The organism is Paenibacillus sp. FSL R5-0912, assembly GCF_000758605.1.
In the GTDB taxonomy this organism is placed as follows: Bacteria; Bacillota; Bacilli; order Paenibacillales; family Paenibacillaceae; genus Paenibacillus_AQ.
On the sequence record NZ_CP009282.1, the window covers coordinates 4,814,990 to 4,830,289 of the forward strand.

The 15,300-nt window shown below is 51.1% G+C and carries 12 protein-coding genes; 3 read left to right on the forward strand and 9 right to left on the reverse strand.

Annotated elements, in window-relative coordinates; all coding sequences use genetic code 11:
• Positions 1-41 precede the first annotated feature (41 nt).
• The 8 genes from R50912_RS20380 to R50912_RS20415 form a co-directional block, all read right to left on the reverse strand.
• Positions 42-1,634, reverse strand: coding sequence for an amino acid permease (locus tag R50912_RS20380; RefSeq protein ID WP_081956585.1), 1,593 nt, complete (start codon positions 1,632-1,634; stop codon positions 42-44).
• A 145-nt stretch (positions 1,635-1,779) separates the two neighbouring features.
• Positions 1,780-2,244 (reverse strand): cupin domain-containing protein, encoded by a 465-nt coding sequence (locus R50912_RS34400; RefSeq protein WP_081956586.1) that lies wholly within the window; start codon positions 2,242-2,244, stop codon positions 1,780-1,782.
• Positions 2,245-2,260: 16 nt separating this feature from the next.
• A complete protein-coding gene (locus R50912_RS20390) occupies positions 2,261-3,103 on the reverse strand; it encodes a methyl-accepting chemotaxis protein (RefSeq protein ID WP_042237444.1) in 843 nt (280 codons plus the stop codon).
• Positions 3,104-3,199: 96 nt separating this feature from the next.
• Positions 3,200-8,623 (reverse strand): diguanylate cyclase, encoded by a 5,424-nt coding sequence (locus R50912_RS20395; RefSeq protein WP_042237446.1) that lies wholly within the window; start codon positions 8,621-8,623, stop codon positions 3,200-3,202.
• Positions 8,624-8,636: 13 nt separating this feature from the next.
• Entirely contained in the window at positions 8,637-9,803 is a 1,167-nt protein-coding gene (locus tag R50912_RS20400; RefSeq protein ID WP_042237449.1) for an Asp23/Gls24 family envelope stress response protein, read from the reverse strand.
• Positions 9,804-9,966: 163 nt separating this feature from the next.
• A complete protein-coding gene (locus R50912_RS33435; protein ID WP_052416563.1) occupies positions 9,967-10,434 on the reverse strand; it encodes a GNAT family N-acetyltransferase in 468 nt (155 codons plus the stop codon).
• 90 nt (positions 10,435-10,524) lie between these two features.
• Positions 10,525-11,004 carry a heme-degrading domain-containing protein gene (locus tag R50912_RS20410; protein ID WP_042237452.1) on the reverse strand — a complete coding sequence of 160 codons (480 nt, stop codon included), beginning with the start codon at positions 11,002-11,004 and terminating at the stop codon, positions 10,525-10,527.
• 61 nt (positions 11,005-11,065) lie between these two features.
• Positions 11,066-12,160, reverse strand: coding sequence for a winged helix DNA-binding domain-containing protein (locus tag R50912_RS20415; protein WP_042237454.1), 1,095 nt, complete (start codon positions 12,158-12,160; stop codon positions 11,066-11,068).
• A 486-nt stretch (positions 12,161-12,646) separates the two neighbouring features.
• On the opposite strand from R50912_RS20415, the gene R50912_RS20420 reads away from it, so the two are divergent.
• The 3 genes from R50912_RS20420 (at position 12,647) to R50912_RS20435 (ending at position 14,918) form a co-directional block, all read left to right on the forward strand.
• On the forward strand, positions 12,647-13,552 hold the full coding sequence (locus R50912_RS20420) for a TIM barrel protein (RefSeq protein WP_331281930.1): 906 nt from the start codon (positions 12,647-12,649) through the stop codon (positions 13,550-13,552).
• A 322-nt stretch (positions 13,553-13,874) separates the two neighbouring features.
• The gene (locus R50912_RS20430) at positions 13,875-14,300 is read left to right on the forward strand and encodes a VOC family protein (RefSeq protein WP_042237459.1); all 426 of its coding nucleotides are present in this window, start codon (positions 13,875-13,877) and stop codon (positions 14,298-14,300) included.
• A gap of 213 nt (positions 14,301-14,513) precedes the next feature.
• Entirely contained in the window at positions 14,514-14,918 is a 405-nt protein-coding gene (locus R50912_RS20435) for a CBS domain-containing protein (RefSeq protein ID WP_039293958.1), read from the forward strand.
• Between the two features lie 102 nt (positions 14,919-15,020).
• Here the strand turns inward: R50912_RS20435 and R50912_RS20440 are convergent, their stop codons facing one another.
• Complete coding sequence (locus R50912_RS20440; protein ID WP_197072947.1) at positions 15,021-15,299, reverse strand: STAS domain-containing protein; 279 nt, start codon at positions 15,297-15,299, stop codon at positions 15,021-15,023.
• Position 15,300: the final 1 nt, after the last annotated feature.

Sequence of the window (15,300 nt, forward strand, 5' to 3'; positions counted from 1 at the left end):
ACGCTATTTCGCACAAACGCTTCTGATGATTATTAACAGCGTTATTTCCGCTTCCGCTTCTTCTGTTTAGCTCCAGACTTTTTCTGTCCCTGACTATAACGCTTACCGCTCTGCGCAGGGTGGTTCTGACGCTCTTCTGACCGTCCCTTCCCGTCCGTCAGCTCCTCCGCTGCCTCCATCTGTGCTCTGGCTCCAGGCATCTTCACCTGCAGGGCAGGCTGCCGCAGTCCGCCGGATACTCTCCCTTTACGCAGCACCCCCGCCGCGTAAATGCCCGAGAACAGCAGAACAAACATGATTCCCGCTGCCAGACCTCCGCCTTGTCCGGGAATGAGCGGCATGCTGGCGAGAATGGCCAGCAGACCTCCCATTGCAATCCATGAGCTGTACGGATAGCCGCGCAACCCGCGCTGGCCCTTGAAGGGTCCTCCGTTGCGCCGGCGCAGCCGGTAGTGGCTGGCCATGATGATGAAGTAAGAGAACAGCAGCGCAAAGCCGCCGGAGCTGACCAGAAACAAGTAGACGCCCTGCGGCAACAGCATGCCGAGCCCGAGCCCGGCCAGCATCGCGCCGCCGGAGATGAGGATACCGCGGTACGGAACATCCGAACGGTCCCTCATCCAGGCCGGAGTATGTCCCTCCTCCGCCAATGAGCGGAGCATCCGGCCCAGGCCGAATACGGAGGCTAGCATCGTAGACAGAATAGCGGACACAAGGACGATATTCATTACAGTCCCGGTCCAGCCGAGTCCATACAGGCCAAGGGCAGACACAAACGGACTGATCTGTTCGGAGACCTGAGCCGGAGGCAGCAGCAGGAACAGCGCGGTCATCGCAGCCAGATAGAGGCTGACCAGGAGCAGGATTGTCCGCCGGATAGCCTTCGGAATGGTAACTCCGGGATTCCCCGTCTCCGATGCGGCAAGGCCCAGCACTTCAAATCCCGCGTATGTAAACATCACCATGAGCATACTGCCCGCGATACCTGCAATTCCCCCGGGGAAAAATCTCTGGCCGCGCACAACATTCATACCTGCAGCTCCTGTGCCCTTCGTTCCAATTCCTGCTACAATAGCCACCGCTATGACGATAAAAGCAACTATGGCCAGCAGCTTGAAGGCTGCAAGTCCGCTTTCCAGCTTGCCCAGCCGTTCAGCGCCGAGCAGGTTCAGCAGCGTTACCAGAACGATGATTCCCGTACCGGCCAGCGCCAGCGGCAGAGCAGGGAACCAGGCCCGCAGCAGGATGGATACTGCTGTTGCTTCACTCGACATCGCAAGCACAAGGCCTGTCCAGTATACCCAGCCGACTGTAAAACCCGCTCCCCTTCCAAACGCCTGCTCGGTATAAGTGCGGAACGAGCCGGGTACCGGATTCGCCACTGTCATTTCCGACAGGGCGGACAGGATGAGATAGACCAGGACCCCTCCGATAACGTATGCCAGCAGTACAGACGGGCCTGCCGCCCGGATCGCAACGGAGGAACCCAGGAAAAATGAACCGCCCACCACTGTACCCAGCGCCAGCATTGTCAGCTGCCATACAGATAATCCTTTCTTGCCCGGTTTCTCAGACTTCCCGGCCTTCCCCTGCTTGACTGGGACCGTCTGATTACCTTGTTTTCCTCTCTTCATATCGTTCTGCCTCCCGGTTTGAGATAACAGAAGTATCTGCACATTCCGGAGAATTTAGCCAAAAATTCATGCAAAAAAGGGATTTCCCGGTCTGGCGGAAGTGAACTCCGCTATCCCTTGAAATCCCCGGGTATGCAATTGGCGGTTAGCGGCGCGGATACACCGGATAAGGATAAAATGCGGCTGCCGGCTGCTGGGCTGTGTATGGAGGTACACCGGTATAAGGCATCACTTGACCGTTCGCATGGAAGCCGTTCTCTGCGGCACCGGCGACGGCGCAGCCCGGAGGCGGTCCAAGAATAACCGATTCTTTGAGCGGTGCAACTGCCTTGGCATAATCCTTTTCATTAATGCAATAGGCCCGCTGGATAACCTCTTTGGGAATCGCACGCAGGAAATCTGAACCATAGACGATATCAGGCGATGGAGCATCGAAGACCGTCAGGAATTGGACCTGGTCACTCTCGGCCAGAATCCAGTAAAACCAGCCCTTCGGGAAAATGGAGACCTGTCCGGGCTTCAGATGATAGGTCATCAGCTTCTGGGTGAACGGATCGTGTAAGCCACAACTGGGCCTTCGTCCAGTTACTTTATGCCCGGGAGGAACCATTTGACACAGATGCTGCCTAGATCAGCCGCGCGATCTTCTCTATCTCTACGGCCGAAGCTGCCATCTGCTGCATTGAGGCGGTGATTTCCTCTGTTGCTGCAGCCTGACGTTCACTTTGGGCCAGACAATCCATCAGTATTGCATCCATCTGGGTGATGTTCTTCTTGATCATCTGCAGAATGCTGGCGATATCCTTGGCGGATGAAGCGCTTGATACTGACATTTTGCGGATCTCCTGAGCGACGATGCCGAAGCCCCGTCCATGCTCAGCAGCATGAGCCGCTTCAATCGCAGCATTAAGCCCCAGGAGATTGGAGTTATCCGCTACCTTGCGGATGAAATCCAGAATCTCGTCTGTCTGCTGCAGATCCACCACCACCCTCTGGCCCAGCTCCTTCAGGTCACTTACCGTATTCGCAAGATCAGAGGCTGTTCCCGCAATCTCCTCGGAAGTCGAGCTGATTTCATCAGAGGTCACTGCCAGAGCATTCGCCGCATCGCTAAGCGTTTCCTGATTACTGAGGCTGATTCCGATTGTAAATACGCCTGCAACCCCTCCGTTCCGGTCACGGATCGGCATAGACGATGACTTAAAGGGTAACCCGTAGATCTCCTTTGGGATATTGGCACTGACTTCTTCTCCCGTGTCGAGTGCAGTCCGGATTCCCCCGTTTGGCGGAACCGGGGTCCCCTCTTGGATCCGGACATCCAATTCTGTCCCAGGCAAATTGTAAATGAACTTTTCCGTATCCGTTAATGCAAACATTACATCAATAGGGAATAAGCGCTGCACAAGGGGCAGCGTTATTTTCAGTGCCTCCAGCAATTTCTCTATATCGGTTTCATATTCGTTATTCATGGTCTCTAGCAGCTCCTGCAATTCATATTTTCCGCACTTAAATCCATACAGCAAATCGACCAGTTATAATACCACTGTGGACTTGCTCATTCTTCCTTATTTCTCGAACAGCGTGACGCAGTTGCGGCCTTCCGCTTTGGATTGATAGAGCGCATCATCCCCCAGCTTATAGATATCCTCCTCGCGGAGCCCGTCGACAAGAACGGCCGCAACGCCGATGGACACGGTAATTCTTCCGTATTCCGGGCTAAGCTCATGCTGAATCCGCAGCTCCGCGATGCTTCTTCTGATCGCTTCGGCATATTCCCGCGACTGCTGAGGGGTGAACCCGGCCACCACAATGCCGAACTCTTCTCCGCCCAGGCGGAACGCAACACCGTCCGCCCGTTCAGCCAGCTCTTTCAGCAGCTGGCCGACTCTCCGCAATACGGTATCTCCCTCATAATGGCCGTAGGTATCATTGTATTTTTTGAAATAGTCTATGTCGAGCATCAGGTAGGTCAAATGCCGTTTGTCTACAGCTGCCTTCTCTACCTCGTCCAGGAACAGCTTATTGAAGTATCTGCGGTTATACAGCCCGGTCAGCTCGTCGGTAATCGAGATTTGCTCGATCAGTCCGATATATTTGTTCAATTCCTCGTTGTTAAACTCCAATTCCTTGGTCCGGTCCGCCACGAGCTCCTCCAGATGCTCTTTATGCCGCCGCAGCTCCTCTTCCGCCTTCTTACGTTCGGTAATATCCTTCACGGTCCCCTGAATCGCCGGTTTGTCCATATACATGATCCGGATGACCTTGTGGATCACAATGACTTCACGGGTCTTGTCCTTGTGAACAAGCCGGGTCTCATATTCATCAGGCACCTGCTTGCCTTCAACTCTTCTGGAGTAATAGTGCATAACCTTCTCCTTCTCGGAGGGGCTGAGGAAGTTCTCGAAAGGCTGATCCAGCATCTCGTCCATCTCATACCCCAGCATCTGCGCCAGGGCCTCGTTGACATATTTACACCGCTTGTCCTGGGTAATGAATACCCCGTCCTGCAGATTGTTCACCAGTTCACGGTATTTCTCTTCCGACCGCTCCAGCTCGGTGTAGAGGCTTGCATTCTCCAGGGAGAATACCATTTCTCTGGATAACAGATTAATGATCTTCATCCGTTCCTTGGTGAACACCCCGGTAACCAGGTTGTTCTCCAGATAGATAATCGCAATCGTCTTATTCTGGTTGATCAGCGGCATACATACCATCGATTTCGGCTGATGCTTCACAATATAAGGATCGTTCACAAACATTGTCTCTGAAAAAGCATCATTGTAAATCAGGCTCTCCCGGCTCTCTTCCACCTGCCTGATAATCGAGACCGGCAAATTATCCAGCTGTGATGACTCATGAATAGCGACCGAAATTCTGTCAGTATCGGCTTTATATTCACCCTCCACCAGAAGATTCGCCTGGGAGTTCATCAGAATACAGCCCCGCTGGGCGCCGGCATTCTTGATGACAATCTCCATGAGCGCTTCCAGCAGATTGTTCAGCTCAATCTCCTTGGAGATTGCCTGGGAAGCGAGGATCATTGAATTCAGATCAATGCTCTCGGTGTAGTCCGTAACCGTCCGGCCGTGGAGGAATTCCTTCGTGTTAATTTTTTTGACTATGGAAGAGTAACGCTCGTTAATGAACCTGATCTTCTCTTTGGCGCCCCAGACCGAATAATAGTATACGGATTGCCTGAGTAAATAAGCGGCGAACTCATTGAACTCCTTATGATGATAGAACCGGGCTGCCAGCTCATTGCTCAGCGCCTTATACCGTACAAAGCTTCCTTGCTCACTGGTCTCAATCGCCAAATCATAATAGCGGCTTGCCTGATTATCGTTCCCACTGATTCTGGCCCATTCGGCCTTCATCAGATATTCATGCTGGCGGAAGGTTCCCGGCGCATTCCTGGCCCATTTGCGGACCCGCCCATACTCTTTACGCATTCTGGATTTGGCCTTACGTTTGCCGTTCACACTTAAATCCTTATAGGCATAAGCCAGATTCAGGAAAGTATACAGGGCGAATTCTTCCATAAAAGCAGATCCGGCCAGCGTTCCGATGATCGGGTAGGCCTTATCGATATACTCCAGTGCTTCGTGATGCTTCTCATAAGTGAACAACAGCTTCATTTTATAGATATAATAGATCGCAATTCCCGAATAATACCGCGCTTCTTCCAACTGGCTCAAATAGGCCTCTTCACTAAATGACTTACTGTCGAAGGAAGTCGGGTCCGGCAGTTCGCCTGCAAGACTGCGGAAATACTGGCGGGCCAGCTGCGCTGTGGCAAGCGATTCCTTATATTTCGTATTCTCAATCATAGAGATCGTACGGGCACTCTCCTGAAGTGTCGTCGCGATGTCCATCGACGGGTTCCAGAGATTCACATAGAATGCGGAATGGGCGAGATAGAGCAGATCCCCTGTCCGCAAGCTGGCTTCAATCGAGGTGCCGAACCAGTCCTGCAGCGTATCCCAGGGCTCGGTCCAGGAATGGCTAAACAGCGTATACAATACATGTGCCGCACCTTTCCACTGCAAATCATTGAACCTGTCGTTAATCCTGATCCCGAGCCGCCCGAATTCAAAGGCCCCTCTGGTATCTCCGAATCCGGACAATAACATGGCGTATCCGATAAAAGCAAGCGCCGACTCGGGGGAGTTGCCGTATTTCAGGGTCAGGCCGACCTTTTTGAGGACCACCAGCCCAAACAGCGAACTCTCCCCTGAAATAAAAGAGGGCGGGATAAAATTAATCAGCAGCCGCATGACCAGCTTCATCTCCGGATCTTTCATTTCCGGGGATTTAAAAATCCCTTCCGGCGTTCTTCCCCGCAGCGCAGCCTTGATCACCAGCAGCTCCTTCAGTACGGAGGCCATTCCCACCTTGGCGGGGATCCGGATTCCCAGCGCTTGCAACCCTTGTCTGCCTGCAGCGATCGATTCCGGCATCATACCCAGATACATATAATGATTGGCCTGCATTTCGTAAATTTCCGCGAGTGCGATTCTGTCCGTAGTATGTTTCTGCAAAAGGGTGCAGGCCTGATCGGCCTGTTCTACATGGTGGGTGAGATAGCCGCATTCCGCATACAATCTGTAGATCTCCGCAGTCTGCTTCCTGTCCGCCAGCCAAGAATTCTCTGGCAGCAGCGTAATTGCCGCCTCCAGCAGGATGAATGCCGAATCATACCCGTAACCTGCCTTGGCTTTCTGCGCTGCACGCAGATTAAGAGCGATCACATCCTCAATTTCAGAGCGCTCGCTGATAAATTCGAGGCCTTTATTCATGTGTGTAGCAATATCTATAATCTTGTCCTCGGCATCCCCGTTGCCATAATTCTTCAGCAGAAGACGCCCGATGCTAAGATGCAGCCTTTTCCCCCGTTCAGCGTCAAGCATCTGGTAGAAGGCCTGCTGAATCCGGTCATGGGCAAATTTCAGCCAGATTTCCGTCTGCAGCGGTGCCGCCCCTGCTTCACTCAGCGTCCCGGAGAATATGGCATAGCGGTGGTCCGCAGGTAGAATATACTCCTCCTGTACGGCCCGGCTGATAGCAGCTGCAATCACCTCCGGCGGTTCTTCACCGATCAGCGTAAGCATGCCATAATCGAATATATTGCCGACGGCCGAGCTTAACATTAAGATATTGCGGACATCTCCCGGCAAATTCTGCAGCTGACCCACCAGGAAATCAACGACATTATCATTGACCGGCAGCGCCTCAATCCGCTCCAGGTCCCAGGTCCATTCCCCGCTCAACTTATCAAAAACAAAAAATCCGCGTTTATGTAGATCCTTCAGAATTTCCGTCAGGAAAAAGGAATTGCCTTTGGACCGCTTGAAGATCAGTCCGGTAAGCTTCTGCACCCTATCCTTGCTGCTGTACAACGTGTCAGCAATAAGACTTTGCACATCCTCCTCATTCAGAGGCTTCAAGTGGATGCGTGTAACCTCACGGCTCTTCTCAATTCTGGCGATGGAGGCAAACAGGGGATGCCCTTCGTGAATTTCATTCTGCCTGTAGGAACAGATTACAAACAGCCTCTGCAGATGGTTATCCAGCACCAGCTTCTCCACCAGCTGCAGGCTGGAGTAATCCGCCCACTGGACATCGTCCAGGAACAGGACGAGCGGTTTGTCATTATGGGTGATCCCCTCCACAAACTTGGCAAAGGTCAGGAAGAAGCGGTTCGTCTCCTCGGCAGGATTCAGCGGTTCAACCTCCGGCTGAACGCCGATCCAGGCGGCAAGCTCAGGGATTAACCCGGTAATCACGCTGCCGTTTCCGCCCAGCGCCTTGTTCAGCGAACGGCCGATATAACTTTTGTAATCCTCATCCGGGCTCTCCAGCAGCTGGCTGATCAATCTCCGGAAGGCCTGGATCAGCGCGCTGTACGGAATGTTCTTGTTATACTGGTCGAATTTCCCTTCCGCGAACAGCCCTTTCTCCTGGCTGATGGTCTGGTGGAGCTCATGGACCAGTGCCGTTTTGCCGACACCAGCATCACCGGAGACCAGCATCAGCTGCGAGCTCGTTTTGAGGCTGCTGCGGAAAGCATCCTTCAGGCCGGACAGCTCCTGCTGCCTGCCTACAATTTTTTGCGGAATGCGGAAGGTATTCAAGAGGTCCTCCGTACCTATCACGAAATCCTCATGCCCGGCCAGACATTTCTTCAAATCCGCCTTGATTCCGTGAGCGCTGCGGTACCGGTCTTCCGAGGACTTCTCCATAAGCTTCATAATAATAGCCGACAAGCCGCTCGATACAAGGCCCCCGCTTGCCTTATAGGGAGGAATTGCCTCTTTGGCAATAATGGAATAGATCTGCTCAAGCATTTCCTGTGAATTAAAGGGCTTAATGCCGGTCATCATCTCATAGAGTACGACGCCCAGTGAATAATAATCGCTCCGGTAATCAATATTGCGGTTCATCCGTCCCGTCTGTTCAGGAGAGATGTACAGCAGGCTGCCTTCAAGCACCCCGCTGTTCTGGAATTCCCGTTTCTCTTTGGGCAGCTTCACCGCAAGATCGAAATCAATCACCTGCACAATATCCTGTTCCCGGTTCCAGATAATATTGGACGGCTTGATATCCTTATGGATCACATTCTGCTCATGAATGGAAGCCAGAATATCCACAACCTTGACCGCGAGCTTCAGCAGTTCCTCCTGCCCGTACTTCTCCTCCGCCAGAATCTTCTTGAGCGAACGCCCGTGGATATCCTCCAGCACCATGATATACAAGCCGTTCTGTTCTTCCAGCTTAAGAGGCCGGATGATCCCCTGTACGGTGTGGCTAAGCTCTGTAAGCAGCTTATATTCCTGCTTGAAGCGCATGACTGCTTCGGTTCCGGTAAATTCCGATTTTAATACTTTTAGAATGACTGTTGCTCCGGTTGTAGCTTCGCTGCATCTGTAAACCGCTTTTATATTATTATCTGAAATGGTTTCCAGTATCTGATAGTTGTCGTTAACAATCATTCCTACTCCACCTTTAGCTCTGTTCTCCCGTGACTTCGATATCGGCATCGAATTTAAACACATACGCTGCAATCAGCCAAATAATCCAGCAATTCAGCCCAAAGAATAAATAACCGAAGTATCCGAGAAGCGGCATCTCAGAGAAAATATGAAACTTGTCCAGATAAGGCACGGAATATTTCCAATAATTCGGATTGGTAGGGGCATTGTCATGGAACCACTCACTGCCAAAGTTCCAGAACTCCCAGAAGAAGCCGTTGAATACGGTAGCCAGACCAATCAGCATGACCTTAGACCAGTCCCCGTTCTTAATTGGTGTAAAAGGCGTCCAGTAGCCGGCAAGCGCCATCGCTGCAGACAACATGGGAACAAGCGCGACCCACAGCACCCAGAACAGCAGATATGGATAATAACCCATCCCAAATGCCAGGATCAGCCCGAGGGCATAATAAATGATCAGGAATACTCCGGATACCTTCAGTTTAGGGCCGTTATTATACCGGGTACGGAAAAAGCGGAAGGTCTTCAGGAGTAGATACCATTCGAAGATGGCCGGAAGAACAGTCGTATAGGATAAGGAGAACCAGAACACATTGCCGAAATTGGAGAACACTTCATTATTGGGATAATACCAGTTCTCAAGTACGAAGAAATTGAGATATTCGAAGGCAAACCAGCTGAAGCAGGAGACTACAGCCAGCAGTTGCATTACCTTGGGCTTGCGCGAGATAATCGAGGCCCCATTATTTCTTTTATACACCAGACCATCCAGAATCAGGATGAATGACCACCATAGCGGAACAAATGTGTAGTACTCCAAGGAAACATGCAGCTTAAGCCGTGCCCACATCAGAAACCAGCTGACGGCGAGAACAGGCAGACTCCACCAGAACCAGACAGGAAAAGATGTAGCGGCTCCCTTCTGCGGGGGTGTCTCCTGGGTTTTCTTGAAGCCAAACAGCCGGGGGAATACAAAAACCAGCGTAATGATCAGCGCTACAACACAGGCCAGGGAGAAATACAGCAGGCTAAACCCGGGGTCAGCTTCTACCTTTTGGGCAGGAAAGTCGCCGTAGCCAGGGGGCAATCCGTGCCATTTCGCCAGGCTCCCGAATAACGGAAGCAAGAAGATCAATCCAAAAGTAACGATCAGAAATAGTGTTTTTTTCCAAGTTTTCATTGTTCAATACCCCGCTTATGTATGTAGTTGAAAAGTCGAATTTTGTTGATATTCGCTACTATTCGATAACCCTCCAGATTATTCCTGCTGAGGGCACACAAAAAAATGCCCCAACGTCCATTTCCATGACGTATGGAGCATCCCGTGTGAGGTTTCTAAACAATTACCCCTCCAGATCGAGCTTCATGCTTAGCGAACGTATCCCGCGCGCTTCTTCCTCTTCACCAACCGGCACAAAGCCTTGGGAAGCATAGAAACCAATGGAATTCGGGGATGAATTCACGGTAATTTGCCGCACCCCGTCTGCCTTCATCTTGTCAACCGCATGCTGCAGCAGGATTCGGCCGATCCCGGTTCCTTTGTACACATTCTTCACGAACAGCAGCGAGATGTGATTGTTGTTGCGCAGTTCTATAATTCCTGTAACTCCCTGATCGGAGGTGGTGATGAATATCTCGTGATCCTGCTGCATGCGCTTACGGATCGCGGCAAGTTCAATATACTTATAGAATTCTATAACGCCCTGCGCCGAATAGTTAACGGAAATATGTAAATCTAATGCCTCGCGGATTAATGGGGTGATCAGCTTCTCCTCACCGGGCATCAACTGTCTGATTGCTATAGCTGTCATACGGCAAGTCTCCTTTATTCTGACTGGTTGCTTCAACCCTCACACCATTTCGGCCATGAACTAAGTGATAATTCAAAATTGTTGTGCGGGTTAATTGACTTGCGGCTTAATGATCTGCTCCAGCACGGCAACGATCATCTCATGATCCTCTTCACCGGAAAGTCCGGACACGGATATGGTTCCGACCGCTCCTGCACCCCGGATCAGAAGCGGGAAGCACCCGCCTTCGGCGGCATATTCCATCGGATCTACAAAAGCATTATCCTGAATTGTGGTATTCCATGATTTATACAGTACATTCATATAATAAGAGCAATGTCCGAAATGGTTCACAACATTGATTTTACGGGCGATCCAGCGATCATTACCGGGGCCGTTCTCATTCATTTTGGCGTGAAACAGCACGGTTCCATTCTTCCGGATATCCACCGTAATCTGCTTGTCCATGATCTGTGCTCTGGCCAGAATTTCGCTGCCGACCTGGATCGCTGTCTGATTGCTGAACGCGCTGAACTGCAGCTCCTGTTCCTGCTTAAGTATCTGCTCCAATATTGGGGTGTAGTCTTCCATAATCAACACTTCCTTAGTCCGGTTATAGTTGTAGTAGATGGATCTGCTGCAGTTAATCGGGTCATTTGAGATATTCAAGTTTGGTTAAGGGCAGACCCAGGAACAGTGCATAGCGCTCAGCGGCCTGGCGCACTCCTTCAATCCCCTTTTGATCCAAGGGTGCAAAAGGCGTTATGAACAGCTCGGCGCCTTTTTTCTTAATCGTCCGCTTCCAGGTTCCGGCTACCCGCCCGTCAGCTACCACCGTCGCCAGGAAGATGCCGTTATTGCCCGGCACGATCAGCGGGAATGACTCCGGCTCCAGCACAGCACTCCGGTCTTTATAGCCGAGAATATATTCATCGAACCCGGCCAGCAGATGTACACCGTCAGGCTCTGCTGCCGTTACTGCCGCAGGATCAGGCCTCCAGTATTCACTGCCGTCAATCACTTCTCGTTGCAGACTGCTCCGCACTGCCTCAAGACCTGCTCTTGCATCCGTTAACGTCAGCCCTGCCCACCAGGCAAAGTCCTGCACAGTTGCAGGCCCATGGGCCGTGAAATACAGCGAGGCCAGTTCATTCAATGACTCCTCAAAAGAAAGCTCACGCGAGTATTCCACCCATTCATCCAGCAGGACGAATGTCTGCTGCTTGCCGCTACGCGGACCAAAGCAGATCAGTCCGTTATACGCACTATGCCATAGAATATGATAGCCGCGCTGGCCGGAGATGCTGATGCCCTGATCCTCCAACAGCTTCAGCAGTTCGGGACGCGGGAGCTGGCGCCCGCCCTTCAGTGCATTATAGATGATCTTCCGGCAGCGCTCCAGGAGCTTGTCGTCAAGTTCAAGCTGGGTCAGCCTGGCAGCCGCCTGACGCAGAATACGCGGGGCACAGAGCTGAAGCATCCACTTTGCATTCTCCGGCGGCACGAAGTGAAGCGTCCCGCGGAGCGTCCAGGTCAGCAGCAGCTTCCTGTCCGCGATAGCCTGCTCCACTTCTAATAATCCTGCTGATGGTGTTCGCAGCCCTATAGCCCAGACGGCATGCATATAATCCTGAGCCTGCATCGCACCGAACGCACGCACCACTTCTCCGGGCTGAAGGGATGGAGGCTGCTGAATCCGCTGATGAATCAGCCGCTGATCGGCAATACGCTTGTTGGTCACAATCATTCTCCTCTGCTGTCCCTGGCACTTTCCTCCAGTATAGGTAACTGCCTATCCGCTGTCCATCTCCAATAAGTAAGCTGCTGGTAGAGCGGCCGGCAATTTGCATCCGCAAGTATAACTCTTTTGCAGGTAAAAACTGTATTATGGCGAATTATACATTCTAAATAAACCTCACTGTAGACAACAATGTTGTACGTTTTACAACTTTGAATCACTGATAGCCGGGTGTTCGGGAAGATTGTTGTATGAAATACAAGAATAATCATGCTAAGCCGCTTGGAGACGGTGAAATCCTGCATTTATACAACAATTTTGAATTTCGGCCGATAGGATGAGGAAAATGTTGGATTATGTGCAGGATTCCATAAATAACCTCCTGATCTTTGCCTCAGAAATCGATGAATCAAGGATTTCCTGCGGCCCCAGCAGCTGCCCGGAAGTCCGGATATTCACTGGGTGAAGGAGTACAAATCACGAAGACATACGGGGGTGAATCATTTGCAGCAATTTATGATTGGTCAATACGGAGGATTCGATTACAGCAAATTCCACAAGGATTTCAAAACCGGCTTCTATGGAATCGAGGCCTGCTCCTTCAAGGCAGAGGAGGATTGCCGGAATCTGATCACGGAAGCGCAGCAACACCAGTTTCACACCGGTGTCCATTTCCCGCTGCGCGCCGATCCTACACGGCTGCGGGACGCCTTGTTCCTCTCGCCGGATGAGTATGAGCGTGCCGAAGCGTTCCGGCACATCCAGGAAGAGCTGGATTATATGGTCAACCTCCGTCCCGGATATGTATTGTTTCATTATCCGAAGCCGGTCATTCTGGATGACCGCGTGGACTGGCAGCAGTGGCGGTTCGGTGACCGCCGGGAGTACATCTATGAGAGTGAAACCTCTCAGGAAGAACTGATCCAGCGCAGTGAGTATCTCTTCGACTGGTTGAGCCGGACAGGGCGTGAGTATCATTTCCAGCCTATTCTGGAATTCGACGGACTGAACAGCTATGTCTATAATCAGGCTTTTCTGGAACAGCTGTTAGTTAAATATCCCGATATTAAGCTGTGTCTGGACACAGCCCGGCTGTACCTGCAGGATAAGCTTGACCCCCATTTCGATGCCCGTGCACTCCTGAGGAGATACACCAAATACGCAGCACTAATCCATCTGTCGAGTGTTCAGGTCAAGGACACTGTCCGGCACAGCCATTACCCGGCACTGCCGGAACTGAGTCCCGCAGACGGCTGGGCACCCATTGAAGACTATCTCCGCATCATCCGTGAGGAGAACAGCGGGGTGAAAATCATGTTCGAGCACCGCTCAGATCTCATCACAACCGAACAGCTGGAGCGTTGTTATGCATGGGTGGATGGGATTCTATCCGGAGTTTGATAATGATTTAAATGAGTCTGACTGCAAGCCCCTCCCGCTCCCTACCGCCCATTCCCCTTCCGTAACAAATGGCGGCCGGACAGGCCAGTGCTTCTCCAGATCGTATTTATAAATACAATACGCGAGCGGTATGCAGGCCATCATAGAATCTATGGCGCTGAGATCACAGCCATATATTTTCACAGCATAATCCTCCTGTAATTCTTGTCTCCACTTGTTTCCCTATCTTAGAGTCTGCCAAGTATATTTGTAAATAGACAGGCACATGATACAATATGACAGAACCGTGCCTGCTTAATTTAATACTTAAGGAGTGACGCATGTGGCAATTGATATCTACTTGAATTTCAACGGAAATACCCGGGAAGCTGTGGAATATTATGCTGAAGTATTCAGGACCGAACCTCCGCATATAATGACTTTTGGCGAAGCTCCTCCTGATCCTTCCCACCCTCTGCCGGAAGAAGCCAAGCACCTGGTGATGCATGCCAATCTGAGAATTGCTGGCAGCACAGTAATGTTCTCGGATGTATTTCCCGGAATGCCTTTTGTGGAAGGCAATAATATTAACCTGACACTGATGGATACGGATGAAGATAAGATCAAGGACTGGTTCCATAAGCTCAAGGAAGGCGGCACGGTCAGCATGGAGCTGCAGGAGACGTTCTGGAGCAAATGCTATGGCAGCCTGAAGGATAAATTCGGCATCTACTGGCAGCTTAGCCACGATAACGGCCAGAACGGCTAACAATTACAGTATTAACATATCTTTTTTGTTCAATTAAACCGGTAAGGATATGTTGAATCTTCCCCTTGGGAGGGCGGCATATCCTTTTATTATTTCCTCTTTGCCCTCTCCTTTACGAAGTTGTAACCCAATTGTTAATGCGCTTACATCATGTTATGTGTTTTAATTGAACTAACGTTTATGTACACATCCTACTGTAAAGGAGACTAACCTATGGAAATATCCTCTTTTTTGCTGCCCAAAGATCAGGTGGCGTTTATCACTTCCTCGATCTCAATGCGGGAAGCGCTGGAGCAGCTGGAGAATCATTATTACTCTGCCATTCCGATTATTGACGAAGAAGGCAAATATGTTGGGACCTTGTCGGAGGGCGATCTGCTATGGAAACTGAAGAACACCGAGGGTCTTAGTTTTGAGAATATGACCGGAGTGACTGTAGGCACCATTCAGCGTCATGTGCATAACGAGAGCGTAGAGATTCACGCACAGATGGAGGATATGCTGACGCTGGCCGCAGACCAGAATTTCGTCCCTGTGGTGGACGGCAGCGGAATCTTCCTCGGCATCATCCGCCGCAAGGATATCATCGAGTACTACACCCGGAATATTACCGATTAACATCATAACGCCGCATTAAGTGATAAGTTATTCATCCGCAGCAAAGGCAAAGGCAGGACTGTCCACTGAAGGACGGTCCTGCCTTTGTTCAAGTCAGCAAAACTAAATAATCTCAAACACACGAGTCAGCCGGGTCAGCTCAAAAATCTTCCGGACATTCTCATTCATCCCCGTCAGCCTAATAGTGCCGCCTGTCTCTACACATTTCTTGTAGGAGCTGACAATCACGCCAAGTCCGGTGCTGTCAATGAAACGGCAGGTCCCGAAATCAAGCATGAAGCTTGAATGGCCGCCAAGAATATAATTCCGTACTTCTTCTCTGAAATGTCCGGCTTCCTCAACCGAGAACAGCTCTGGCATCTCAATCATAATCTCGCTCAAG